The sequence below is a fragment of the Blastococcus sp. CT_GayMR16 genome (assembly GCF_004570875.1).
In the GTDB taxonomy this organism is placed as follows: Bacteria; Actinomycetota; Actinomycetes; order Mycobacteriales; family Geodermatophilaceae; genus Blastococcus_B.
This window is the reverse complement of record NZ_SPQK01000018.1, coordinates 19659-44693: the sequence shown is the minus strand read 5'-3', so window position 1 is coordinate 44693 and position 25035 is coordinate 19659. Positions and strand designations below refer to the sequence as shown.

Annotated in this window: 22 protein-coding genes; 9 read left to right on the top strand and 13 right to left on the bottom strand. The window is 72.3% G+C overall.

Translation table 11 applies throughout. From position 1 onward, the window contains the following. Nucleotides 1-3 precede the first annotated feature (3 nt). The 5 genes from E4P38_RS17385 to E4P38_RS17365 all read right to left on the bottom strand — a co-directional run bounded on the left by E4P38_RS17385 (nt 4) and on the right by E4P38_RS17365 (nt 5958). Entirely contained in the window at nt 4-654 is a 651-nt protein-coding gene (locus tag E4P38_RS17385) for an ATP-binding cassette domain-containing protein (protein ID WP_135133215.1), read from the bottom strand. Continuing rightward, nucleotides 651-1481 (bottom strand): ABC transporter ATP-binding protein, encoded by an 831-nt coding sequence (locus E4P38_RS17380; RefSeq protein ID WP_135133214.1) that lies wholly within the window; start codon nt 1479-1481, stop codon nt 651-653. Before E4P38_RS17380 ends, E4P38_RS17385 begins: the two co-directional genes overlap by 4 nt. After that, nucleotides 1471-4170: an FtsX-like permease family protein gene (locus tag E4P38_RS17375; protein WP_135133213.1), complete on the bottom strand. Its 2700-nt coding sequence runs from the start codon at nt 4168-4170 to the stop codon at nt 1471-1473. Before E4P38_RS17375 ends, E4P38_RS17380 begins: the two co-directional genes overlap by 11 nt. A gap of 79 nt (nt 4171-4249) precedes the next feature. Continuing rightward, nucleotides 4250-5062, bottom strand: a complete 813-nt coding sequence (locus E4P38_RS17370; RefSeq protein WP_135133212.1) for a dienelactone hydrolase family protein — start codon at nt 5060-5062, stop codon at nt 4250-4252. A 65-nt stretch (nt 5063-5127) separates the two neighbouring features. Next, on the bottom strand, nt 5128-5958 hold the full coding sequence (locus E4P38_RS17365; protein WP_135133211.1) for an SDR family oxidoreductase: 831 nt from the start codon (nt 5956-5958) through the stop codon (nt 5128-5130). 86 nt (nt 5959-6044) lie between these two features. On the opposite strand from E4P38_RS17365, the gene E4P38_RS17360 reads away from it, so the two are divergent. Then, nucleotides 6045-7550, top strand: a complete 1506-nt coding sequence (locus tag E4P38_RS17360; protein WP_135133210.1) for an MFS transporter — start codon at nt 6045-6047, stop codon at nt 7548-7550. A 4-nt stretch (nt 7551-7554) separates the two neighbouring features. Here the strand turns inward: E4P38_RS17360 and E4P38_RS17355 are convergent, their stop codons facing one another. After that, nucleotides 7555-7947 carry a DUF1003 domain-containing protein gene (locus E4P38_RS17355; protein ID WP_135133209.1) on the bottom strand — a complete coding sequence of 131 codons (393 nt, stop codon included), beginning with the start codon at nt 7945-7947 and terminating at the stop codon, nt 7555-7557. A 109-nt stretch (nt 7948-8056) separates the two neighbouring features. Here E4P38_RS17355 and E4P38_RS17350 point away from each other — a divergent pair, with 109 nt between their 5' ends. Beyond that, a complete protein-coding gene (locus E4P38_RS17350; protein ID WP_135133208.1) occupies nt 8057-8611 on the top strand; it encodes a hypothetical protein in 555 nt (184 codons plus the stop codon). A 66-nt stretch (nt 8612-8677) separates the two neighbouring features. On the opposite strand, the gene E4P38_RS17345 is transcribed toward E4P38_RS17350, so the two are convergent. Next, entirely contained in the window at nt 8678-9775 is a 1098-nt protein-coding gene (locus E4P38_RS17345) for a Gfo/Idh/MocA family oxidoreductase (RefSeq protein WP_135133207.1), read from the bottom strand. A gap of 165 nt (nt 9776-9940) precedes the next feature. Here E4P38_RS17345 and E4P38_RS17340 point away from each other — a divergent pair, with 165 nt between their 5' ends. From E4P38_RS17340 to E4P38_RS17330, 3 genes are all read left to right on the top strand, one after another. Next, nucleotides 9941-12082, top strand: coding sequence for an acyl-CoA dehydrogenase (locus E4P38_RS17340; protein ID WP_209309160.1), 2142 nt, complete (start codon nt 9941-9943; stop codon nt 12080-12082). A gap of 137 nt (nt 12083-12219) precedes the next feature. Next, the gene (locus E4P38_RS17335; protein WP_135133205.1) at nt 12220-13353 is read left to right on the top strand and encodes a serine hydrolase domain-containing protein; all 1134 of its coding nucleotides are present in this window, start codon (nt 12220-12222) and stop codon (nt 13351-13353) included. A 121-nt stretch (nt 13354-13474) separates the two neighbouring features. After that, a complete protein-coding gene (locus E4P38_RS17330; protein WP_135133204.1) occupies nt 13475-14245 on the top strand; it encodes a DUF4386 family protein in 771 nt (256 codons plus the stop codon). 56 nt (nt 14246-14301) lie between these two features. Here E4P38_RS17330 and E4P38_RS17325 read toward each other — a convergent pair whose 3' ends face one another. Next, nucleotides 14302-16503 carry an MMPL family transporter gene (locus E4P38_RS17325; protein WP_135133203.1) on the bottom strand — a complete coding sequence of 734 codons (2202 nt, stop codon included), beginning with the start codon at nt 16501-16503 and terminating at the stop codon, nt 14302-14304. Nucleotides 16504-16634: 131 nt separating this feature from the next. On the opposite strand from E4P38_RS17325, the gene E4P38_RS17320 reads away from it, so the two are divergent. Genes E4P38_RS17320 through E4P38_RS17305 form a run of 4 tightly spaced genes read left to right on the top strand, consistent with a single transcriptional unit; the run spans nt 16635 to nt 18897 of the window. Next, nucleotides 16635-17246 carry a TetR/AcrR family transcriptional regulator gene (locus E4P38_RS17320; protein ID WP_135133202.1) on the top strand — a complete coding sequence of 204 codons (612 nt, stop codon included), beginning with the start codon at nt 16635-16637 and terminating at the stop codon, nt 17244-17246. Nucleotides 17247-17274: 28 nt separating this feature from the next. Further along, nucleotides 17275-18210 (top strand): oxidoreductase, encoded by a 936-nt coding sequence (locus tag E4P38_RS17315; RefSeq protein ID WP_135133201.1) that lies wholly within the window; start codon nt 17275-17277, stop codon nt 18208-18210. Between the two features lie 25 nt (nt 18211-18235). Further along, complete coding sequence (locus tag E4P38_RS17310; RefSeq protein WP_135133200.1) at nt 18236-18505, top strand: type II toxin-antitoxin system prevent-host-death family antitoxin; 270 nt, start codon at nt 18236-18238, stop codon at nt 18503-18505. Further along, a complete protein-coding gene (locus E4P38_RS17305) occupies nt 18502-18897 on the top strand; it encodes a type II toxin-antitoxin system VapC family toxin (protein WP_135133199.1) in 396 nt (131 codons plus the stop codon). Before E4P38_RS17310 ends, E4P38_RS17305 begins: the two co-directional genes overlap by 4 nt. 16 nt (nt 18898-18913) lie before the next feature. Here the strand turns inward: E4P38_RS17305 and E4P38_RS17300 are convergent, their stop codons facing one another. From E4P38_RS17300 to E4P38_RS17280, 5 genes are read right to left on the bottom strand one after another with little or no spacing between them, the layout of a single operon-like run. Further along, on the bottom strand, nt 18914-19558 hold the full coding sequence (locus E4P38_RS17300) for a carbon monoxide dehydrogenase subunit G (RefSeq protein ID WP_135133198.1): 645 nt from the start codon (nt 19556-19558) through the stop codon (nt 18914-18916). Then, the gene (cutA, locus tag E4P38_RS17295; RefSeq protein WP_135133197.1) at nt 19555-21978 is read right to left on the bottom strand and encodes an aerobic carbon-monoxide dehydrogenase large subunit; all 2424 of its coding nucleotides are present in this window, start codon (nt 21976-21978) and stop codon (nt 19555-19557) included. Before cutA ends, E4P38_RS17300 begins: the two co-directional genes overlap by 4 nt. Beyond that, nucleotides 21975-22478 carry a (2Fe-2S)-binding protein gene (locus E4P38_RS17290; protein WP_135133196.1) on the bottom strand — a complete coding sequence of 168 codons (504 nt, stop codon included), beginning with the start codon at nt 22476-22478 and terminating at the stop codon, nt 21975-21977. The genes cutA and E4P38_RS17290 overlap by 4 nt, the downstream gene beginning before the upstream one ends. Then, complete coding sequence (locus E4P38_RS17285; protein WP_135133195.1) at nt 22475-23350, bottom strand: FAD binding domain-containing protein; 876 nt, start codon at nt 23348-23350, stop codon at nt 22475-22477. The genes E4P38_RS17290 and E4P38_RS17285 overlap by 4 nt, the downstream gene beginning before the upstream one ends. Then, entirely contained in the window at nt 23347-24819 is a 1473-nt protein-coding gene (locus tag E4P38_RS17280; RefSeq protein ID WP_135133194.1) for a solute carrier family 23 protein, read from the bottom strand. The genes E4P38_RS17285 and E4P38_RS17280 overlap by 4 nt, the downstream gene beginning before the upstream one ends. Nucleotides 24820-25035: the final 216 nt, after the last annotated feature.

Sequence of the window (25035 nt, the reverse complement as noted above, 5' to 3'; positions counted from 1 at the left end):
GCACTAGTCGTCGACGACGAGGCCGTCGCTGAGGCGGACGACGCGGTCGGCCGAGGCGACGACGACGGGGTCGTGGCTGGCGATGAGCACGCCTGTGCCCGCCGCGGCGCACACCTCGCGGAGCGTCGCGAGCACGTGCACCGACAGGTCCTCGTCCAGCCGGCCGGTCGGCTCGTCGGCCACCAGGAACGCCGGGCTGACGACGAGGGCCCGGGCGATCGCCGTCCGCTGCTGCTCGCCGAGCGACACCTCCTCGGGCGGGCGGTCGGCGAGGTGGCCCAGCCGCAGGGTCTCCAGCACCCCGAGCGCCGTCCCGCGCGGGTCGTCGAGCCCGGCCAGCCGGGCGGGCATCGCGACGTTGTCGGCGAGGCTCAGCTCCTCGAGGAGGCCGAACCGCTGAGGGACGACGGCGACCGTCGCCCACGACGCGGACGCGGGGGTCTCGGCGCCGGGGACGTGCACCAAGCCCCGGTCCGGGGTCTCCCAGCCGAGCAGGCAGTTGAGCAGCGTGGTCTTGCCCGAGCCCGAGCGGCCGAGCAGCGCCACCACCTCGCCGGGGTGCACCTCGATGCTGACGCCCCGCAGCGCGTGTACCTGCTCCCGCCCGCGGCGGTAGCTCTTGTGGACGTCGTCGGCCCGCAGCACGTCACTCATGTCGGATCCCGCAGGACGACGCCGTCGCCGGTGACGTCGATGAGCACGCGGCGGGCGGCGAACAGGCGCAGCGCCTCCTCCGGCAGCTGGACCCGGCCGTCCCCGTCGATGACCGCCAGGCGCCGTCCGCCGACCTCCTCGTGGGCGACCGTGCCCGAGCGCAGATGGATGATCTGGTCGGCCGCGCCCGCGGCGAGCGGGTCGTGGGTCGCCATGACGACGGTGGTGCCGGTGCGGGTCAGCTCGTGGACGGCGCCGAGCAGGTCGGCGGTCGTGGCGCTGTCGAGCTCGCTGGTCGGCTCGTCGGCCACTACCAGCGCGGGCCGGCCGACGACCGCCTGCGCGAACGCCAGCCGCTGCTGCTCGCCGCCGGACAGCTGGCCGGGCAGGTGCTCGGCGCGGTCGGCGATGCCCAGCAGGTCGAACAGCTCGGCGGTCTCGCGGACGACCTCGGCGCGGGCGACCCCGCGCAGCTTGCCGGCCATCGCCAGGTGCTCGCGGGCGGTGAGGTGCGGCAGCAGGTTCTGCGGCGGCCGGGCGAAGACGTAGCCGATGTGCCGGCGGCGCAGCGCCCGCAGCTTGTGCGCCGACATCCCGGTGAGCGCCGCACCGGCGACCTCCGCGCGCCCGGCGGTCGGCCGGTCCTGGGCGGCGAGGATCCGCAGCAGCGAGCTCTTCCCGGAGCCCGACGGGCCGGTGATCGCGGTCAGCCGCCCGGCCGGCACGACGGCGTCCACACCCTTCAGGGCATGCACCTCGCCGCTGGGCGACCAGTAGATGCGGACCAGTCCCTCACAGACGGCCGCGGGGGTGGCGTCATGTCGCATCGCGCATCACCTGCCCTCCGGTGGCCCGCCGCGCGGAGCGCCCGACGAGGGTGGCGCCCAGCACCGTCACCAGGACGACCCCGACGACGACGGCGGCGATGGTCGGCCACGGTGTCGCGAACAGCGGACCCGGAGGAAGCGTCGGCACCGGGTCGAGCAGGTGCAGCACCAGTGCGGACGCCGGGAGCGCGACGGCGGCCGCGACCAGAGCGCCGAGCGCCGCCAGCAGGCCGATCTCCAGCCCGCTGGCCCGGTCGGCCGCGCCGCGGGACATCCCCATCCGGGACAGCAGCAGGCCGGCCACGGTCCGCCGGCGCTGCTGGGCCATCGCCTGCATCGCCAGCCCGACCAGGCCCAGGACGCCGGCGGCGAGGGCGACGGCGCGGAGGTAGGACAGCGCCCAGGTCTGCGCGTTCAGCTCCGGCCGGGCGGCGAACTCCGCCGCCGTCTCGACGTCCGCCGTCGAGGTGTCCACGTAGCCGGCGGTCGCGAGGGCGTCGACGACCTCCCCGGGCTCGCCGCGCGCCCACACCATGCGGCTCAGCACGAGATCGGGGTCGCGGTCGGCGGCCTCCAGGGCGTCGAGGTAGCGGTCCCAGTCGGCCACCAGGAGCGCGTCGCGGGAGCCCTGCCCGGGAAAGGCGTCGACCTGCGCCACGACGTCGACGGGCAGCGTGTAGTACTCGAAGTCGAGGGTGAGACCGCCGTCGGTGGCCGCGAGGGCGCTCTCCGACGTGCCACCGGCGAGGACCACGGGCACCCGGTCGCCGTCGTAGTCGGCCAGGGCGCTCATCAGCTCGTCCAGCGGCTGGTCGGCGAGGGCGTCGTTCCAGCGCACGACGTCGGCGACCTGCTCGGGGTGCACGACGAGGACGTCGGCCCGCCGGTCGCCCGGCACGAGGGTGGCGTCGTTCTCGACGCCGACGACCATGGCCCCGGCGGGGATGGGCCCGTCGGCCGAGGCGCCGCGGGCCACGGGTGCTACGACGTCGCTGCCAGTGGCGACGGACGCCTTCGTGGCGATCGTGCGGGCGGTGGAATCGGCCAGCGCCCCGGCGTAGACCACGAGTCCGAGCGACAGCGCCGTCGTCACGACGACGAGTCGGGCGGCGCCCTGGCCGGCCAGCACCCGGCGTGCCGCCAGGAAGGCGCCCGGGGGCAGGCGGCGCAGGCGGGCGTCGGCGCGCCGGCCGATCAGGGGCAGTCCGGCCGTGACCACGCCGGCGACGACGACGGTGGCCAGCAGCGGCACCACGAGCGTGAGGACGCCGAAGCCGCGCTCGGTCTCCGAGCCCCCGGTCACCAGCGGCACCGCAGTGACGACCGTGACGGCGGCGGTCACCGCCAGCCACGGCACCCGGCCGAGCAGCTGGGCAGCCGGGCCGCGGCCGATCTGGTCGAGCCGGGCCAGCCGGGCGGCAGTCACGCCGGCGACGACGGCGAGGGCGGCCACGCCGCCCGCGGCCAGCGCGACGAGGGACCGCTGCAGAGTCTCGGGCCCGAGGTCGGCGGCCGGCCCCAGCTCGCGCACGAGCAGCCAGCCGACCAGCCCGCCGACCGCCAGCCCGAGGGCGCCGGGCAGCAGTGCCTCCGTGGCGGCCTGGCCGGCGCCGCGGGCGGGGGAGAGACCGCGCGTGATGAGGGAGCGGAGCTCGTCCTCGCGGCGCCGGATCCGCTGGCCTGCCCAGGCGCCCACGAGCACCAGCGCGGCCGCGCCACCCCCGATCCCGACCGCGCGGACGGGCGGGGAGAGCAGGCCGACGGTACGGTCCACCGTCTCCAGCGACGTCGGCAGGGCCGACTCCGGCGCGGGTCGGGGGAATGCCTCCGCCGCGATCAGCTGGGTGACCGCCGATTCGGGATCGGCCATGGCGGCCTGCAACCGCCCGAAGTCGTCGGCTGCCGTGCGCGCCCCGGCGATGTCGGTGCCGTCGTCGATGGGCACCAGCCACTGGACGAGCACGTCCTCGTCGACGGCCAGGGCCGTCGCGAGGGTGATCTGCTTCGACGCCAGGATCGCCGCCGGCGGGTACTCCAGCTCGCCCAGCGGGGTGAGGGTGGGGAGGAAGAGAAAGCCGAGGCCCTCCCAGTACGGGTCCAGCGGCAGGGTCGGGGTCGTGTAGACGCCGCTCACCTGGAGGGTTGCGAGGTCGCCGTGCTCGCCCTGGACGGCGAGATTCTGCCCGGGACCCACACCGGCGGCCTGCGCCAGTTCCTGGGGGATGAGGACGCCGGTCTCGGACGGGGCGCCGGCTACGATCTCGACGTCGTCCTGGGCGCCGGTCCCGAAGAACAGCTGCACGTCGGCGAAGCCGTGCGGGGATGCGGTGAAGATCGCCTCGTTCAGCGTCGCCCGGGACACCGGTGCGTTCAGCCCGGCGTCGGCCACCGAGGCGACGACGGCGTCGTCGAGTTCACCGATGCGGGCGATCCGGCTCTGCGCCGAGACCTGCCGGCCGACCAGGGTCGAGGACCCGAACGTGCTGCCGAGGCCGTTCTGCCCGACCCGGTCGCGCTCCTGCTGCCAGGCCCCCTGCTCGGCGGAGGCCACCATCAGGGGTCCGGACACCAGGGCCGCGGCCAGGACGGCGACGAGAACGGCGAGGCCGAGCGCCTGGCTGGGCACCGGCAGAAGCCGTAGCCGGAGCCGCCGGAGGACCGACCGCGGCCCGTACCGGGACGTGATCATCAGTTCGGAACGTACCGGCCGGGGCAGGAACCGAGAAGCAGCCTCCCGTGATCTTCATCGATCCGTGTCGGGCGGATCGTTACGTTGCTGCGGGGCCGAGGCGCTCGTGCAGGAAGGCGGTCACCTCGGCGCGCGCCGCGTGCGTGGGGTGACCGGGCTTCTCGACGTCGGCGCTGGTGAGCACCGAGTGCTCGCGCTTGCCGATGCCGTGCGGGTTGCCGGGCTCGGAGTTCAGCGGGATCGCTCGCCAGCCCGGCCCGAACGCCTTCTCCAGCTCGGCGAACCGGTCGCCGGGAGACGCGGCGTCCTCGCTGAACCGCAGGCCGACCAGGCAGAGGCCCTCGGACCGCACCCGCTCGGCGATCACCGCCTGCTCGCGGCCGGACATGCCCAGGTCGCGCCGCCGGGCCTTGCCCAGGGGGAACGGCACCGACGGCTGGCTGCCGATCGGGGCGAGCACGGCGGGCTCGACCGCCGAGGCCAGCGCGAAGCCCCCGCTGAAGCACATGCCGATGACGCCGACGCCCGCCCCGCCGGCCCGCTCGTGCAGCCAGCGGGCCAGCGCGCGGACGTACTCGGCGATCGGGCGGTCGGCGTTGCGGGCGAACGCCCCGAACTCGCGGGTGATGCAGGCCTTCGCGAGCGTGCCCATGACGTAGCCCGCGGAGAGCCCGCGCCCGGGTTCGCCGAACAACGAGGGGACGGCGACGGTGAAGCCCTCGCCCACCAGGTGGTTCGCCAGGCCCATCACCTGCGGGGTCATCCCGGGGATCTCCGGAAGCAGCACCACCCCGGGCCCGGTCCCGCGCGTGTAGACGTCGTGCGTGGCACCGGCTGCGGTGAACGGGGTGGGCGTCCACCCGGCGAGGACGTCGGCGTCGGGGGTCGGCACCGGCTCATGGTGGGGCAGGTGCCGCGCGTCGGCCACCGAGGGTGGAGGCGAAGTAGGCGGGTGGATCAGGCCCTGGTGCCGTGCGCCGCGATCGAGACCGGCTCCCACGCGCGCCACTCGGCCAGCCGCGACTCGTAGTCCCGGGTGGCGATCGTCAGGGCCGCGTCGCCGAAGAAGATCCGCAGCGGCGGGTTCTCGGCGTCGACGACCTGCAGGACCGCCGCGCGGGTGGCTCCCGGGTCACCGGGGTTGCCCGCGCGGGCCTTGCGCTGCTCGGCGGCCTTCTCGCGGAAGGCGTCATAGGCCGGGTTGGCCGCGGCGTGCTTGGCCGAGGCGCCGCCCCAGTCGGTGGAGTAGGCGCCGGGCTCGACGATCGTCACCTTGATGCCGAAGTCGGCCACCTCGGCGGCCAGCGACTGGCTCAGTGCCTCGAGCGCCCACTTCGACGCGTTGTAGATGCCGATGTTCGGGAACGCGCTGATCCCACCGATCGACGACACCTGCAGGATGTGGCCGGAACCCTGCTCCCGCAGGTAGGGCAGCACGGCCTGGGTGACCCAGAGCGCGCCGAACACGTTGGTCTCGATCTGCGCGCGGGCCTCGGCCTCGCTGATCTCCTCCACCATCCCGAACTGGCCGTAGCCGGCGTTGTTGACGACGACGTCGAGCCGGCCGTAGCGGTCGTGCGCGTCCTTCACGGCCGCGACGACGGCGTCCCGGTCGGTGACGTCGAGCTTAAGCGGCAGGACCGCGTCGCCGAACTGCTGCACGAGGTCGTCCAGCGTCGAGGTGTCGCGGGCGGTGGCGGCGACGGTGTCACCGCGCTCGAGGGCGGCGATCGTCCACTCGCGGCCGAAGCCACGGGACGCGCCGGTGATGAACCAGGTCTTCGACATGCCAGGCGACAAGGACGCCGGTCCGGGATCTGTTCCGCGTATCCGGGAGCAAACCCGACGCCGCCGCTGTTGCCGACCGTTGACTGATGCAACGGTATGACTGTGGGGGCGACGACGTGACAGCCATCGGACGACGCGCTCCGCGGCAGCTCACCTTTGCCGTCCTCGCTACCGGGGTGCTCGCGTTCGCGCTGCTGCAGTCGCTGGTGATCCCGGTGCTACCGACCATCCAGGAGGAGCTGGGCACGACCCAGGCCGACGTCACCTGGGTGCTGACCGCGTACCTGCTGTCGGCCTCGATCTTCACGCCGATCGTGGGCCGGCTGGGCGACATGACCGGCAAGAAGCGGATGTTCGTCGTCGCGCTGGCCGCGCTCGCCCTCGGCTGTCTGCTGGCCGCGCTGGCGACGTCGCTGCCGGTGATGATCGCGGCGCGGATCATCCAGGGCATCGGCGGCGGCGTGCTGCCGCTCGGCTTCGGGATCGTCCGCGACGAGTTCGACGAGGACAGGGTGCCCGGCGCGATCAGCGCGCTCGCCTCGATGGCCGCCGCCGGAACAGGCGTGGGGCTGATCCTCGCCGGGCCGATCGTCGACCTGCTCGGTCCGGCCTGGCTGTTCTGGTTCCCCATGATCGTGCTGGTGGTGGCGGCGACGGCGGCGTACTTCGTCGTCCCGGAGTCGAAGGCGCGCAGCGTCGGACGGATCAACTGGGTCGCGGCGCTGCTGCTGTCGGGCTGGCTGGTCGCCCTGCTGCTGCCGGTCAGCCGGGCGCCGGTGTGGGGCTGGGGTTCGCCCATCGTGCTGGGGCTGCTCGCCGTCGCCGTCGTCCTCGCGGTGCTGTGGGTCGTCGTCGAGTCCCGCGCCCGCTACCCGCTGGTCGACATGCGCATGATGCGGACGAGGGCGGTGTGGGCGACCAACCTGGTCGCACTGCTGTTCGGCGTCGCCATGTACGCCGGCTTCGCCTTCCTGCCCCAGTTCCTGCAGACCTCGCCCGAGAACGGCTACGGGTTCGGCGCCTCGGTCACCGAGTCCGGCCTGATGCTCCTGCCGCAGACCGTGGCGGCCTTCGTACTGGGGCTCTACGCCGGCCGGCTGGGTCAGCGCTTCGGATCGAAGAACGTGCTGATCGTCGGCACCCTCGTCTCCGTCGCCGGCTACCTGCTCTTCGCCCTCGCGCACGACGAACGGTGGGAGATCTACGTGATCTCCGCGATCATGGGCGCGGGTTTCGGCGTCGCCTTCTCCTCGATGGCGAACCTGATCGTCGCCGCGGTCCCGCACGAGCAGACCGGCGTCGCGAGCGGCATGAACGCCAACATCCGCACCATCGGGGGCTCCATCGGTTCGGCGCTGATCGCCAGCGTCGTCACCGCCCACATGGGCCCCGGCGGGCTGCCGCGGGAGGCCGGCTACGTCAACGGCTTCCTGCTGCTGACCGGGGCGCTGATCCTCGCCGCGCTCGCCGCGATCCTGATCCCGGCCGTGCGCCGCGACCCGGTCACCCACGAGGAGCCGAACGTGGCGCTGCGCCACCCCGAGGCGGCGCTGGTCGCCGGCGGCACCCTCGTCGGCGACGACCCGGAGTAGGCGCTCAGGCGCCGTCGATCACCCGGCGGTGCAGCTCCGTCGTCAGCACGTGGATCTCGCGGGTGAGCTGGGTGTTGGTCTTCAGCTCCATCTCCTGCTCGACGAAGTCGTGGTTCGCCTTCAACTGCTGGAAGTGCGCGGCCCGGTTCTGACCGATCATCACGAAGGTCGACAGGAAGATCGCCTCCAGCGACACCACCAGGGTGAGCGTGGGCCACGGGCTGGCCTCCACGAACACCATCCAGACGGCGAAGGCGGCGACGTGCACGTAGACGAACGGCATCGAGCCGGCGAACGCCGTGATCGCGTCGGCCACCCGCAGCTGGAGGTCGGCCGCGCGCTTGAGGCGGAGCTTCGTCACGGCGGGGTGTTCGGGGTGGCCGGCGATGTCGGTCATGCGTCTCCTCCGAGGGTGCGTGGGCGCGGGGTTGTGCGCCTCGTGCACGGGCACGAAGGATGCACGAGCCCGCGGTGATCTCGCCGCGCCGTCGACCGGATCGGACGTCATGGACCTCGAGGACCTGCTGCCGGCGCCGGACCACGTCACCCGGCAGTCGCGGTGGATAGCCGCACCGCCCGACGCTGTGTGGGACGCGCTGCACGAGATCCGGCTGAGCTGCCTCCCCGTGACCCTGGTTCTCGGCGCCGTCCGGTTCCTGCCCGTCGTGCTCGCCGGGAGCGGACGGGAGCACCTCCACGACAGGCCGTTCCTCGATGCGCTGCCGGTGCCGCTCCTGTCGTCGGAGCGCCCACGTTCCGTCGTCTTCGGCGGAGCACTCCAGGCCTGGCGCCTCACCGGCGGGGAGCAGTCGCCTGCCCTGGACGCGGAGGGGCTGCACGCGTGGTCGGAGCCGGGATGGGTGAAGGCAGCCATGGATTTCCGGCTGACCCCGCGCGGCAGCGGCACGGAACTGAGCTCGGAGACCCGGGTGGTGTCGACCGACGACGCCACGCGCCGGCGCTTCGCCCGCTACTGGCTGATCGTGGCGCCGGGCAGCACGGCGATCCGGTGGGAGGTGCTCACCGCGGTCGACGTGCGCACGCAGCGGCACGCGGCCTGACGTCGACGTGATCGGAGTTGGAACGGGCGAGGGCCGGAGAGTGCGTCGTCCGGCCCTCGCCCGGGTCTAGGTGCCGCTCTCCGGCAGGTCGATCCAGCCGCCGCCGCCGGAGGACTCGCGGGCGGCGTCGATGAGCCGCTGGGTACGCCAGCCGTCGCGGACGGTCGGGACGCGGGACGGCTTGCCCTCGAACGCCGGCAGCCACTCCTCGAGCATCACGGCCATCGCGTGCCGGGAGGCCGAGGACACCTTGCCCGCCGGCCACTCGACGCCGCTGCGCAGCGGCCGGGCCGGGATCTCCAGCGGGACGACGCCCACGTCGCCGGCGCCGCCGTGGAAGAAGACCGGCTCGCCGTTCGCGTCGAGCTCCGCGCGGACGGTGTTGTCGCTGCCGAGCAGCTCGAAGCCCGCGCTGTTGGCGTGCAGCCCGACGACCGACGTCGAGACGGTGGCCAGCGCCCCGGACTCCAGCCGCAGGATCAGGGACGACGTGTCGTCGGCGTCGACCTGCAGGACCGAACCGTCCTCGCGGGGACGCTCCTTCACCACGGTGCGCACGTCGGCGGCCACCGCGACAGCGCGGCCGAGAATGGTCTGGAGGTAGTCCAGCTCGTGGGAGGCCATGCCGTTGAGGTAGCCGCCGCCCTCCTCCTGGAGGTACATCCACTCCGACTGCTCGGGGCGGCTGGGGTGCCAGTACGGCGCGGTGCGCAGCACGCTCGCGAAGTACGGCGTGCCGAGGCCGCCGGCGGCGATGAAGTCCCAGAGGGCGAGGCGCTGCGGATTGAAGCGGTTCTCGAAGCACACGCCCGTGACCAGGCCCGAGCCCTCGGCGGCCTGGACCATCTCCCAGCCCTCCTTGCCGTCCATCGACAGGGGCTTCTCGCACAGCACGTGCTTGCCGGCGGCGAGGGCCGCCAGGAGCATCGCCCGGTGCATGCCCACGGGGGCGCTGATCGAGATGACGTCGAGGTCGGGCCGCTTGACGAACGCCTCCCAGTCGGTGGTGAAGTCCTCGATGCCGAGCCGGCCGCCGGCCTTCTCGACCGAGGACTGCCGGCGACCGCAGAGCGCGACGACCTCGAACTCCTCGACGGCCCGGAAGGCGGGGACGTGCACGAGCTGCCCCCAGCCGACGCCGATGACGCCCACTCGCAGGACCATGTCGTGCTCCTCTGCTCGGCAGTACCGCTTCGCACGCTAGCCCGGGAAGGAGCTGGTGTGAACGACTGGTGAACAAGCAATCGTATGGATTACGGTAAAACTTCTATCAGAGCCGTGTGCCCGCCCGGAGAGCCGGGGTGCGGCCGGCCGGAAGGTTGTGCGCCCGTGCCCCTCGCCATCACCGACGACCATCGCGAACTCGGCGACGTCGTCCGCTCGTTCTCGACGTCCAACGGGCTGCGTGCGCACGCGCGGGCCGCGCTGGAGGGCTCCGGCGACCCCGCCGCGCTGTGGCAGAAGATCGCCGCCCAGGGCTGGGTCGGCCTGCACGTCCCCGAGGAGTTCGGCGGGTCGGGCTACGGCCTGGCCGAGGCCGCGGTGGTCGCCGACGAGCTCGGCTACGCCATCTCCCCGGCACCGTTCCTGCCGTCGGTCGTCGCCTCCGCGACGCTGGTCGAGGCGGGCACGGACGCGCAGCGGAAGAGCCACCTGGCCGGGCTGGCCGACGGATCGGTCGTCGCCGGGGTCGCGCTCAGCGGATCGGTGACCCAGGACGGCGGGACGCTGACCGGCGAGGCGTCCGGCCTGCTGGCGGGCTCTGCCGCCACGCTGCTGCTGGTCCGGGTCAGGGACGACCTGGTGCTCGTCGACGCCGCTGCCGACGGCGTGACGGTGCACTCGGAGAAGCCGCTGGACCCGGCGCTGGGCTTCGGGACGGTCACGTTCTCGGGCGTCGCGGTCGCGGCGGACGCCGTCGTGGCGGGCGGTGCCGCGGTGGCGTTGCGGGTGCTGCGCACGGTCGCGGCCGCGGAGGCCGCCGGTGGCGCGCGGGCGACGCTGGACGCGGCGCTGGAGTACGCGAAGGTGCGGGAGCAGTTCGGCCGGATCATCGGCGGCTTCCAGGCGATCAAGCACGCACTGGCCGACATGCTCATCCGCCTCGAGCTGGCGGTCGCCGTCAGCTGGGACGCCGCCCGCGCCGCGTCCGGCGACCAGGCCGAGCTGGCCGCCGCTGGCGCCGGCGAGCTGGCGTTCACCTCCTACGTCGAGAACGCGCAGAAGAACATCCAGATCCACGGCGGCATCGGCTTCACCTGGGAGCACGACGCGCACCTCTACCTGCGTCGCGCCGTCAGCCTGCGGAACCTGCTCGCGGCCGCCGGCGACCCGACCGAGGTGCTCTACGGCCTGACCGAGTCCGGCGTGCGCCGCGCCTACGGGGTGGACCTGCCGCCCGAGGCCGAGGAGTACCGGGCCGCGGCGCGGGCGTTCGTCGACACCTACCGCGCGACCCCGGAGACCGACCGCCGTCGCGCGATCGCCGAGAGTGGCTACCTGGTGCCGCACTGGCCGCCGCCGTTCGGCCGCGGCGCGAGCCCGGTCGAGCAGCTGGTGATCGAGGAGGAGCTCGCCGCCGTCGAGACGCCCAACCTGGGGATCACCGGTTGGGTGCTGCTGACGCTGACCCAGACCGCGACGCAGGAGCAGATCGACCGCTGGGTGCCGACGACGCTGGCGAACGGGGTCGTGTGGTGCCAGCTGTTCAGCGAGCCCGGCGCCGGCTCCGACGCCGCCGCCGTGCAGACGCGGGGCGTGCAGGTCGAGGGTGGCTGGCTGGTCACCGGGCAGAAGGTGTGGACCAGCGGGGCGCACGTGTCGAGCTTCGGCCTGGCGACGATCCGGACCGACCCGACGGCGGCCAAGCACAAGGGCATCACCGCGGTGGTCATCGACATGAAGGCGAAGGGCGTCGAGGTCCGGCCGCTGCGCCAGCTCAACGGTGAGTCCCACTTCAACGAGGTCTTCTTCGACGACGTGTTCGTGCCGGACACCGACGTCGTGGGTGAGGTGAACAACGGCTGGGCCGTCGCGCGGACGACGCTGGGCAACGAGCGGGTGAGCATCGGCGGTGGCCTTCCCGGCCGATTCACCGCCGACCAGCTGATCCCACTCGCGTCGCGGTTCGGTGCCTCCTCCGCCGTACGCGGCGAGATCGCGCATCTGATCGCCGTCGAGCAGGGGCTCGAGCTGGTGAACCTGCGTCAGGTGGCCCGTGCGGTCGCCGGATCCGGTCCGGGGCCGGAGGGCAACGTGACCAAGCTGGCCGGGGCGGAGCACTCGCAGCGGCTGACCGAGTTGGCGGTCTCGTTGGCGGGTCTGGATGCGGTATCGGGGGCGGAGGACGGCCTGGCCATGGGCTACCTCAGCAACCGGTCGTCGACGATCGCCGGCGGCACCTCGGAGATCACCCGCAACGTGATCGCCGAGCGGATCCTCGGCCTGCCACGGGACCCGCTGAACAAGTAGCCCGCTCGCCTCGGGCAAGTCCCGCGCCTTGCCGGGGCGAAGGGCGCGAACGTTGCACCGCCGTTGTGAGCACGGTGGGGTCGTGGTCTGATCGCCGACGGCGCGACATCGGTGTCCCGCCGTCCGGAGGGGGTTCCATGGCCGAGGTCCAGGGCAGCTGCGACGACCGGTTCGCCGGGGTGCGGGAGGCGCTGGAGCGTCACCTGGACGCCGAGGAGCTGGGTGCGTCGGTCGCCGTGGACCTCGACGGGGAGACCGTCGTCGACCTGTGGGGCGGCTACCGGGACACGGAGCGGGCCACGCCGTGGACCCAGGACACGATCGTCAACGTCTGGTCGACGACGAAGACCGTGCTGTCGCTGGCGGCGCTGATGCTGGTCGAGCGCGGCGAGCTGGACGTCTACGCGCCGGTGGGCGACTACTGGCCGGAGTTCGCGGCCAAGGGGAAGAAGGACATCAAGGTGCGGCACCTGATGTCGCACACGTCGGGCGTCTCGGGCTGGGACCAGCCGTTCTCGATCAAGGACATGTACGACTGGGAGACCTCGACCGAGCGGCTGGCGATGCAGCGGCCGTGGTGGGAGCCGGGCACGGCGTCGGGCTACCACGCCAACAACCAGGGGCACCTGGTCGGCGAGGTGATCAGGCGGATCACCAACACCACGTTCAAGCAGTTCGTGGCGGACGAGATCGCGGGCCCGCTGGGCGCGGACTTCCAGATCGGTGCTCGCGAGCGGGACGTCGGCCGGATCGCGCCGGTCGTGCCGCCGCCGCGCCCGGAGGAGGACCCGCGGACGCTCGACCCGGAGTCGGTGATGGTGAAGACCTACACCGGGCCGGTGGCGTCGGCGAAGGCGGCGAACTCACCGGTTTGGCGGGCTGCCGATCTGGGTGCGTTGAACGGGCACTCGAACGCCCGCGGCGTACTGGACGTGATGCGGGTGATGTCGCTGGGCGGGGAGGCCGGGGGTCGCCGGCTGCTCTCGCAGAAGACGATCGACCTGGTGTTCGACCAGCAGTCCGACGGCGTCGACCTGGTGCTGGGGGAGCCGTTCCGCTTCGGGATCGGCTACTGCCTCGGGTCGCCCGTCGTCCCGTACGTGCCTTCGGGGCGCACCTTCTACTGGGGTGGCTGGGGCGGCTCGATGATCATCCTGGATCTCGACCGCCGCCTGACGATCAGCTACATGATGAACAAGATGGCGCCGGGCATCCTCGGCAGCGACCGTGCGGATGCGTACGTGAGCGCGGTGTACGACGCACTGAGCTGACGCCGAAAATCCCCGGAATTCCGGCGATCGAAGCGCCACCACGACTGGGTCAACAGGTCCACACTTCCGTGCCAGGTCAGCCCCGACCGAGGCTGATCCCGGAGTCGGAAGGGGTGTCGTCATGGAGACCAGACCTGGATCGCAGACGGGGGGCCCCGCGGTCGTGGGCCACGGTCACGGCGGCGACGGACGGAAGTGGGACAGCATCGCCGGCATCGCAGGGCTCGTGTTCATCGTCCTCATCGTGGCCAGCTTCTTCACACCGGACACCCCGGGGTCCGACGTCGCCGCCGAGCGGATCGCGGAGGAGATCACCGCCGACGAGAGCGGTCACCAGATGTCGCTGCTCCTCGGCTTCCTCGCCGACCTCGCCTTCTTCGTGTTCCTGGCGGGGCTGTGGAGCAGGCTGCGCCGGTGGGAAGGCCCGGCCGGGATGCTGTCCGGGCTGGTCGCCATCGCCGGAGCGGCGTTCGTGGCGATGATCCTCGTGTCCGAAGGGATCTACCTGGCATTCGTGAAGGGCGCGACTGAGGGTGACGCGGCGGCGCTGCCGGCGCTGGCCGTGCTCGACGACTGGGTGGGCGCCTCGACCGTCGTCCCGGGCACGGCCTTGTTCGCCGCCATCGCCGCGGCCATCCTGACCACTCGGGCACTTCCGGCGTGGCTCGGCTGGCTGTCGGCCCTCGCCGCCCTGTCGCTGCTGGTCAGTGTGCTCGGCGTCTTCCAGAGCACGGACGACGAAGGCGCCCTGGGCTTCGTCGGATTCGCCGGCTTCCTGCTGCTGCTGATCTGGGTGCTCGCCGCGAGCGTCGTGCTGCTCATGAAGGCCGGCGGAAGCGGTGGGTACGACGAGGCTGGGCCGATGCGGGCGTCGGGCCAGGTGGCGGCCTGAGCTGAACGGCAACGAGGGCCGCCCGGACGACGTCCGGACGGCCCTCATTGCCGTTCTCACCGCTGTGCGCTGACGAGTTCCTGCTCGGGTGCCCGCGCGGGCGTGTGGCGCTCCAGGGCGGCGCCCTCGATGTCGACGTCCGGCAGCGCCCGGTCCAGCCAGCGCGGCAGCCACCAGGCGGCCTTGCCCAGCAGGGTCATCACCGCGGGCACGATCGCCATGCGGACGACGAACGCGTCGACCAGCACACCGAAGGCGAGCGCGAAGCCGATGCTCTTGATGGTCGCGTCGTGGCCGAGGATGAAGCCGCCGAACACCGAGCCCATGATGAGCGCGGCCGCCGTCACCACCCGGGCGCCGTGGCGGAAGCCGCCGATCACCGCTTCCTTCGGCTCGGCGCCGTGCACGTGCTCCTCCCGCATCCGGCTGACGAGGAAGACCTCGTAGTCCATGGCCAGTCCGAACAGCAGGCCGATGAGCAGGATCGGCAGGAAGCTCAGTACCGGCCCGGTCTGCTCGACGCCGAGCAGGTCGGCGAGCCAACCCCACTGGAACACGGCGACGAGCGCGCCGAAGGTGGCGGCCAGGCTGAGCAGGAAGCCGAGCACCGCCTTGATCGGCACCAGGATCGAGCGGAACGCCAGCATCAGCAGGAACGCCAGGCCGACGACGACGAGGAGGAACACCGGCAGCGCGTCGCCGAGCTTCTCGGAGATGTCGATGCCGAGCGCGGTGTTGCCGGTGACCGCCAGCTCGGAGCCGGTGTCCTCGGTCAGCCCCGGGCGCAGGTCGCGGATGTCTGTGACGAGGTCCTCGGTGCCCGCGTCGGCCGGCCCGGCGTCCGGGATCACCGAGATGATGGCGGTGTCGTCGGCCTCGTTCGGGATCGCCGGGCTGACGGCGGCGACGCCGTCCAGCTCCCCGATCGCGGCGGCCGTGTCGGCGAACGCGGTCTGCGGGTCGTCGGCGTCGACCGCGTCGACGAGCACGGTGAGCGGACCGTTGAACCCGGGGCCGAAGCCCTCGGCGAGCAGGTCGTAGGCCTGCCGCTGCGAGGTCTCCGCGCCCAGGTCGCCCTCGCTGGGGAGGCCGAGGCGCAGGTCCAGTGTCGGCAGGGCCACGACGCCGAGTCCGATGATGCCTGCCAGCAGGACGATCAGGGGACGGCGCGTGACCGTGCGGGCCCAGCGGGTGCCGGCCGACTCCTTGGTCGCCAGCGCGGCCTGTCGGCGGCCCAGGCCCGGGACCTTCCAGCGGTCGAACCGGTTCCCGGCGAAGCCGAGCATCGCCGGGACCAGCGTCAGCGCGATGAGGACGGCGACGCCGACCATTCCGGCGGCCACCAGGCCCATCGAGGTGAGGAACGGGATGCCGACGACGGTCAGCCCGGCGAGCGCGATCATCACCGTGAGCCCGGCGAACACGACCGCGCTGCCCGCGGTGCCGACGGCGCGGCCGGCGGACTCCCGAGGATCGACCCCGGCGGCCAGCTGCTCCTTGTGCCGGATGCTGATGAACAGCGCGTAGTCGATGCCGACGGCCAGGCCGATCATCAGGCCGAGCGTCGGGGTGGTCGCGGTCAGGTCGATGACCGACGAGAGGGCCAGTACGCCCGCCATGCCGACGCCGACGCCGATGAGTGCGGTCAGCAGGGGGAGTCCGGCGGCGAGCAGGGACCCGAAGGTCACCGCGAGGACGACGAGCGCGACGAGGACGCCGGCCGCCTCGGCGGCGCCCTGCGCGGGGATGGCCTGGGTGGCCTCGCCGCCGAACTCGACCCGCAGGCCGGCGTCCTCGGCGACGGTGGCGACGTCGAGCAGCTGGGCGCGGGCGTCGTCGGTGATCTCGTCGACCTGGACGTCGTAGCTGACGGTGGCGTAGGCGGTCGACTCGTCGGGGGAGACGCCCTGGGCCTGGAACGGGTCGCTGACGGCGGCCACCTGGTCGGCGTCGGCAGCCTCGGCGAGGGACTGCTCGATCGCCTGGGTGAGCTCGGGGTCGGTGACGGCGGCGCCCTCGGGGGCGGCGAAGACGATCCGTGCGCTGGCTCCGCCCGCCCCGCCGCCGGGGAAGCGCTCCTGCAGCGTCTCCAGGGCGTTGACCGATTCGACGCCGGGGATGGTGAGCTGCGCGTCGGCGTCCCGGCCGAAGGCACCGGCGAGGCCACCGAGGGCGAACAGCGCGACGACCCAGGCGAGCAGGACGGTCTTGCGGCGGTGGAACGCCCAGCGTCCGAGACGGTGGAGGAAGACAGCCACGAGTGTTGCTCCGGTTCTGAGACGAGGGTGCGCGACGACGTGGTCGCCTAGCCGATCGGCAAGGATGTTACTAGCCGATCGGCTAGGTGGTCCATGAGACACGTCACGTGGCCGGTGATTACTCTGACGCCGTGACCACCTCGCCGACGGCGCCCTCTCCCGGGCTCGCGCCGGGCGGCAGATCTGCTGGTGCGCAGCGGGTCCTCGATGCGGCGCTGGACCTGTTCAGCGAGCACGGGTTCGAGGGCACCAGCCTGCAGGACATCGCCGATCGGCTGGGCGTCACGAAGGCGGCTGTCTACTACCACTTCCACACCAAGGACGACCTCCTGCTCGCCCTCGTCGAGCCGGCGTTCGACGAGATCCTGGCGCTCGCGGGCGAGGCGGACTCGGCGCTGCGGCCCCAGCGAGGCGGCGGCGCGGGCGTCGCCCGCTACGTGGACTACCTGCTGCGGCATCGCCGGGTCGCCGCGTACCTGACCCGCGACGCGACGGCCATGAGCCGCCCGGGTCTCGTGGAGAAGGGCGCCCGGATGCGCGGGCAGGTCGAGGCGATGCTGCTGGGTGGGGACGGCGCCGCGCTCGGCACCGTCTGGGGCGCGGCGACGCTGCAGGCGCTGGCCGGTGCGCTGATCGCCGCGCCGCCCGACGTCTCGGAGGAGTGGCTGCGCGAGGAGCTCACCGAGCTGGGCGCGCACCTGCTCGCCGGCTACAAGAAGGCCGCCCGCCGCCGCGAGGCCTGAGTCGCCGCTCGGTGGGCAGGACGTGGGCATGGCCTGGACCGAGCGAGACATCCCTGGCCTGAGCGGCCGGACGGCGGTGGTGACCGGCGCGAACGGCGGGCTCGGGTTCCAGACGGCGCTCGCGCTGGCGGGCGCCGGTGCGCACGTCGTCCTCGCTGCCCGGGATCCGTCGAAGACGGCGGCCGCCGAGGCCCGGATCCGGGAGCGGTATCCATCGGCGTGCCTGGAGGTGGTGCCGCTGGACCTGGGCAACCTGTCGGTGGTCTCGGCCGCCGCTTCCACGATCCTGGCCGCGCACGAGCGGGTCGACGTCCTGGTGAACAACGCCGGGGTGATGGCGATGCCGCAGCGGACGACGGTCGACGGCTTCGAGATGCAGTTCGGCGTCGACCACCTGGGGCACTGGGCGTTCACCGCGCACCTGATGCCGGCGCTGTTGCGGGCGCCGGCCGCGAGGGTGGTGACGGTGACGAGCACGGCGAGGCACCGGGCGCGGCGCCTCGATCCGGCGGATCCGCACCTGCGGCGGAAGTACCGGGCGTGGGCGGCGTACGCGCAGGCGAAGATGGCCAACTTCCACTTCGGGCTGGGGCTGCAGCAGCAGTTCTCCCGGGCCGGGGTGACTGCACAGAGCCTGGTCGCGCACCCGGGGCTGTCGAACACCGACCTGCAGGCGCGGGCGGTACGGGAGGGTGGCGCCGGCTGGGTGGGGGCATTCTTCGAGGCGTTCACGGCGCGGTCGGGGATGACGCCCTTCGAGGGGGCGCGGCCACAGCTCCGGGCAGCGACGGACCCGCGGGCGACGGGCGGGGAGCTGTACGCGCCGCGGTTCGGCTCGACCGGCCCTGCCGTGCGGCGGCCGATCCTGCGACGGTTCGACCTGCAGAAGCAGATCGACGTCTTGTGGCTGGTCTCCGAGCGCGAGACCGGCATCACCATTGACGTCGAGGCTCGTGATCGGTAGCACATTCAGTGCTACCATTCGCGCCATGCTGCGCATCGGGGTACGGGAGCTGCGGCAGAACGCCAGCAAGTACCTCGCGCGTGTCAAGGCCGGTGAGACGGTCGAGGTCACCGAGCGGGGCACGCTGATCGCCCTGCTCACCCCTCCGAGCCCTGCCGAATCGGCTCGTGACCGGTTGATCGCTGCAGGGAAGCTCCTTCCGGCCACGGGTCCGCTGCGCCTTCCGGAACCGATGCACGTCGCCGGACCGTCGAGCGCAGAGGTCCTCGATGACCTGCGCGCAGACCGTCTGTGATCTACCTGGACTCGTCGGCGCTGCTCAAGCTCGTGCGAGCGGAGGCGCACACGGCCGACCTGCGCGAGTGGCTCGGCGACCGGTCCGACGTCCTGCTGGTCAGCAGTGCCCTGGCGCAGGTCGAGGTGCTCCGGTCGTGCCGACGGATCGACGAGCAGCTCCTGCGCACGGGTCGCGCGGTGATCGCTGCGCTCCACCTCATCCCGCTCGATGGTGGCGTGCTCGACGCTGCGGCCGAACTGCCGGGCACGGACCTGCGCAGTCTCGACGCGCTCCACCTGACGAGCGCCCTGCAGCTCGGCACCGACCTCGTGGCATTCGTGGCGTACGACACGCGATTGGTGAACGCAGCGCGTGCGCAGGGACTGCCTATGGCTCAGCCCGGAGTGTGATCCGTGCGGTGACCTGTCAGCGGCGACCGAGGCGGTAGCCGACCAGGACGCCGATCAGGGTGAGCAGCGCGCCGCCGGCCGCGGCCAGCGCGAGGGTCTTCACGTCGGCCGGGCCCGCGGCCGCAGCGGGCGCCTTGCCCGTGAAGACCTGCGGACCCGCCGCCGGGGCGCCGGCCGCCGGGGCAGCGGCCACCGCGGAGGGAGCCGCCGCGATGGGTGTCACCTTCCCGGTCAGCTCGTCGTCGATCGCCTTGAAGAACTGGCCTGCCATCCGCTTGGCGACGCCGGAGATCATCCGCTGACCGACGCCCGCGACCGCCCCGCCGACCACCGCATCGGCGGAGTACGTCAGGGCTGTCCCGTCGGCGTGCGGCTCCAGGTTGATCGTCACCTTCGCCCGGACGTTGCCCGGACCGCCGGCACCCGACGCGTGCATCACATACGACGTGGGCCGCTGCTGGTCCGACAGGCGCACGTCACCGGCGTACGTCCCGCGGATCGCCCCGACGCCCACCGTCACGTTCATCTTGTACTCGTCGTCCCCGACCTGTTCCAGCGTCTCCACGCCGGGGATCGTGCGCGCGAGCACCGCGGGGTCGGTGATGACCGACCACACCCGCTCGGGGTCGGCGTGCAGCACCGCGGATCCGTCGAGGTTCACGCCATCGCTCCTGTTCCGGAACGCCGGGCATGCGCCGCGGTCAGTTCCGAGTCGTCGTTGCGCATCAGGTCGTACAGCTCGGTGGGGGAGATCGGCATGGAGGAGATCCGCCGTCCCACCGCGTCCTCGATCGCCGAGGCGATCGCCGCCGTCCCGGGGATGACGCCTGCCTCGCCGGCGCCCTTGATCCCCAGCGGGTTCAGCGGGGACGGCGTCTCCTGGTGGTCGATCACCACGTCGGGGATCTCGCTCGCGTACGGCATCAGGAAGTCCATGAACGAGGCGTTCTGCAGCTGCCCGTCGCTGTCGTAGGCCATCCGCTCGTACAGCGCGCCGCCCACGCCCTGCGCGACGCCGCCGTGCACCTGGCCCTCGACGATCATCGGGTTCACGACGTTGCCGCAGTCGTGCACGACCGCATACTTCACGATCTCGATCTCCCACGTCGCCGGGTCGATCTCCACGATCGCCGCGTGCGCGCCCGACGCGAACGTCGACCGGATCGGCGAGTAGTAGTCCACGTGCTCCAGCCCCGGTGCGTCACCGACTGCGACCGGCGGCTTCGAGTCGTCGGCCGGCCCGGCGAACTGGGTCGCCTGCTTCGCGGCCTCGTCGAACGCGTACCGCAGCGGGTTCGAGAGCACCGCCACCGTCCGCAGTGGGATCGAGGCCCCCGGCGTCCCCTTGACCTGCACCAGTCCCTCGTCGATCTCCAGGTCACCCGGGTCGACCTCGAGGACGTCGGCCGCGATCCGCAGCGCCTTCTCCTTCACGCCCCGCGCCGCCAGAGCGATGGCGTTGCCGCTCATCACCGCCGCCCGTGAGGCGAACGTGCCCACGGCGTAGCCGAAGCGCCGGGTGTCGCCGGTGGTCACCTCGATGTCCTCGATCGGCACCCCGAGCTCGGACGCCACGATCTGCGCGAACGCCGTCTCGTGGCCCTGCCCCTGCGACGTCAGCCCGGTCGAGACGAGCACCTTGCCGCTGCCGAGCACCTGCACGTGCCCGCCCTCGTACGGCCCGGGCCCGGTGCCCTCCACGTACATCGCCATGCCGACGCCGAGCAGCTTCCCGCGCGCAGCGGCCTCGTCGCGCAGACGCGACGCCTCCGGCCAGCCGACCAGCACCTTGAGCTTGTCCATCAGTCCGACGTAGTCACCCGAGTCGTAGATGACCGGCCGGCCGTCCTGGAACGTCAGGTGGTGGTCGTAGGGGAACTGGTCGGCCTGGATCAGGTTCCGCTCCCGGACGACGGCCCGGTCGAGGTCGAGCTCGTCGGCGATGCGGTCCATCGTCCGTTCCATGGCGTAGCAGCCCTGCGGCCGCCCGGCCCCGCGGTACGGCGTCACGATCACGGTGTTCGTGTAGACGCTCTCGACCCGCACCCGGTACGTCGGGATCACGTACGGCCCGACCAGCTGGGTCGCCGTCACGATCGGCACGATGATCCCGTAGGGCGTGTACGCGCCGTTGTCGTGCCAGATGTGGACGTCGAGCGCGCTGATCCGGCCGTCGTCGTCGTACCCGACGGTGATCTCCTGCCGCTGCTGACGCTCGTGCGCCGAGGAGATGAAGTGCTCGCGGCGGTCCTCGGTCCACTTCACCTCGGCGCCGAGCGCGATCGCCGCCAGCGGGATCAGCAGCTCCTCGGGCCACGGGTGCACGATCTTCACGCCGAAGCCGCCGCCGACGTCCGGCGCGATGACCTCGACCTTGTCCAGCGACAGCTCGAGCTTCGCCGCGATCGCCGCGCGCACCGACGTCGACGCCTGGGTGCTCGTGTAGACCCGCAGGCTGGAGTCGTCGGCGTCCCAGCGTGCGTGCACGCCCTTGCCCTCCATCGGCGTGCAGGCGCTGCGCTCGATGTACTGCGTGAAGGACATGGTGCGGGTCGATCCGGCGAGCGCCGCCTCGACGTCGCCGGTCTCCTGGTGGTGGTGCGCCGCAACGTTCGTCGGCACGTCCTCGTGCACCCAGTTGGCGGCCTCGCGCGCAGCATCCACCCCGACGACGACCGGCAGCTCCTCGTAGCTGACCAGGATCCGCTCGGCGGCGTCCTCGGCGATGTACCGGTCGGTCGCGACCACCATGACGATCGGCTCGCCGACGTGGTTCACGATCCCGTTGGCCAGCGGATAGCCGGTGCGCGGGTGGTGCAGCTGCGGGTGGGGGATGAGCACGGGCAGCGGCTCGGCCATCGGGCCGTGCAGGTCCTCGTAGGTGTAGATCGCCACGAGGCCTTCGACGTCCAGGGCGCCGTCGGTGTCGATGGCGGTGATCCGCGCGTGCGCGTGCGGGCTGCGCACGAAGGCGGCGGCCAGGGCGTTGTGCCCGATGTCGTCGAGGTAGCGGCCCTTGCCGATGATCAGCCGGGCGTCCTCGCGCCGGCGGACCGGCTCGCCGAACAGCTTCGTGGTCACTTCATCGCCTCGGCGGCGTGGTGCACCGCCTTCTTGATGTTGGCGTAGCCCGTGCACCGGCAGAGGTTGCCGCCGACCATGTCGTCGACCTCCTCCTCGGTGAGCTCCGCCGAGTTGTCGCGCGCCTCGAGCCCGGCGGCGATCGTCATGAGGAAGCCCGGCGTGCAGAAGCCGCACTGCAGCGCGTGGCACTCACGGAAGGCCTCCTGCACCGGGTGCAGCACCTGCCCGCCCTGGTGGTCGGAGTGCGCCAGGCCCTCGACGGTCGTCACCTCGTGCCCGTGCACCTGGACGGCGAGCATCAGGCACGAGCGCACCGGATCGCCGTCCACCAGCACGGTGCACGCCCCGCAGACGCCGTGCTCGCAGCCGACGTGCGTGCCGGTCAGGCCCAGGTCGTGGCGCAGCGCGTCCGACAGCAGGCGGCGCACCGGCACCGTGGCTTCACGTGGAACACCGTTCACCGTGAGGGTGATCGTGCGTTCGGTGTCGGTGCTCATGCCATGCCCCCAAGAGCCTCGGCAGCAGCCTCGGCCAGCGTGCGTTCGGTCAGCACGCCGACCAGCAGGCGCCGGTAGTCCGCGCTGGCGTGCAGATCGGTGTCCGGATCGACCAGTGTCCGCGCGAGCTCGCCGGCGGCGGCCCAGTCCGCGCTGTCGGCCGGCTGGCCGACCACGGCGTCGGTGAGGTCGTGCACCTCGGGGGTGAGGCCCACCGAGATGTACGCAGCGCGGACGGCGGCGACGCGACCGTCGGCGTCCAGCGTGACGACGACACCCCCGCCGCAGACCGCGTAGTCGCCCTTGCGGCGCGCGGCCTCGGCGAAGGCGGTGCCCGAGCGCGCGGGGAGTGCGGGGAAGTAGGCGGAGGTGACGACCGCGGGACCGTGGATCGAGGTCTCCAGCGGGCCGACGAACAGGTCGCGCCAGCCGATGGTCTCGACGCCACTGGGCGTGGCCACGGTGACGGAGCCGTCGGTGAGGGCGAGGACCGAGGTCATCTCGCCCGAGGGGTCGGCGTGCGCGATGGAGCCGACCGTCGTGCCCCGGTTCCGGATGGCCGGGTGGGCGACGTTCGCCGTCGCCCGGGCCAGCAGCGGCTGGACCCGGGCGGCAGCGTCGTCATGCAGCAGTGCGTTGTGCCGTACGAGCGCTCCGACCGTCACGCCGTCCCCGGTGGCCTCGACGGTGTCGAGGCCGGGCACCCGGTTGATGTCCACCAGCGTGGCCGGTGCTGCGAGCCGCATGGAGAGCAGCGGGAGCAGCGACTGGCCGCCGGCGAGCACCTTGGCGCCCTCACCCTCTGATGAGAGAACTGTCAGGACCTCATCCAGGGTGCCGGGGTCGGCGTAACGGAACGGAGCTGGTTTCACCGGTTGAGCGTGCCCTCTCCCCGGTTGCCGGGAACACCCGGGCGGCCGATCTCGTCGACCGACGACGGGTCGGCCCCACCGAGCTGGGCGCCCTTGTGGCCGAGCGTGGACCCGCTCTCCAGGACGGCGCCCTCGCGGAGCAGCGCCGCCTTCATGTCCGCCGGGGCAAGAGCCCGGGCGAGGTGCCAGCCGGCGACCGCGACGATCGAGCCGAGCGCGATGCCCTGCAGGGAGAAGTTGTCGGTGATCTGCAGGTTGACGGGGCCGATCCCGATGATGATCCCGGCCGCGAGCGGCACGAGGTTGATCGGGTTGGCGAAGTCGACCCGGTTCTCCTTCCAGATCTTGGCGCCGAGCAGGCCGATCATCCCGTAGAGGACGACGGTGATCCCGCCGAGCACGCCGCCGGGGACGATGTTGACCAGGGCGCCGAACTTGGGCACCAGGCCCAGCAGGATCGCGACGAGCGCGGCCACGTAGTACGCCGCGGTCGAGTAGACCCGGGTGGCGGCCATGACACCGATGTTCTCCGCGTAGGTGGTCGTCGGCGAGCCACCGACCGAGGTCGCGATCACGGTGCCGACGCCGTCGGCGAACACGGCGCGGCCGATGACCGGGTCGAGGTCGCGCTTGGTCATCTCACCGACAGCCTTGACGTGGCCGGCGTTCTCCGCCACGAGGGCGATGACGGCCGGCAGCACCAGGACGGCGAAGTTGAACGAGAAGTGCGGCGCGGTGAAGTCCGGCAGGCCGAACCAGTCGGCGCCGGACACCGAGTCGAAGCTGATCCGGTCGTGCTCGGTTGCTTCGGTCGCACCGCCGAGCACGGAGGTGATCGGGCCGGACGTGGCGTCGAGCAGGATCGACAGCAGGTAGCCGAACACCAGCCCCAGCAGGATCGCGATGCGGGCGAGGAAGCCCCGCAGTGCCAGCGAGGAGACGATGACGAAGGTCATCGTGGCCAGGGCCACCCACTGGTCCTGGGGCCAGTACGTGTTCGCCGCGACCGGGGCCAGGTTGAACCCGATCAGCATGACGACCGCGCCGGTGACCGCCGGGGGCAGCACCTTGTTCACCAGACCGACGCCGGCGAAGTGGATGAGCAGGCCGACGAGGGCCAGTACCACACCGGCGATCAGGATCGACCCGACGACGTCGGCGGAGTCGCCGCCCTGGGCGCGGATCGCGAACACACCGCCGACGAACGACGCCGAGGTGCCGAGGTAGCTGGGGACCTTCCCCTGCACGATGAGCAGGAAGATGATCGTCGCGATGCCGCTCATCATGATCGCGAGGTTGGGGTCCAACCCCATGATGAGCGGGAAGACGAAGGTCGCGCCGAACATGGCGACGACGTGCTGCGCACCGATGCCGACGGTGCGGGGCCACGACAAGCGCTCGTCGGGGGCCACCGCCTCGCCCAACGGCGGGGTCTTGCCGTCCCCGTAGAGCTTCCAGCTGAACGCCATCCGAGTGCCTCCTTGACGTGCACTTCCGACCCGAACCGGTGCTGCTCGACGGGCGTCGACCCACCGGGGAGGCGCCAATGTGTCACGCAGGTGTGTCCGGCGGAAGTACCTCAGTGCTAAATCGTTATTGCACTTTCGGGCGAATACTTCACCGCTGAGACATCCCTCGGTACGGTCCGTGGGGTGAGTGCCTCGCCCCCCTCGGGAGCCCCCTCC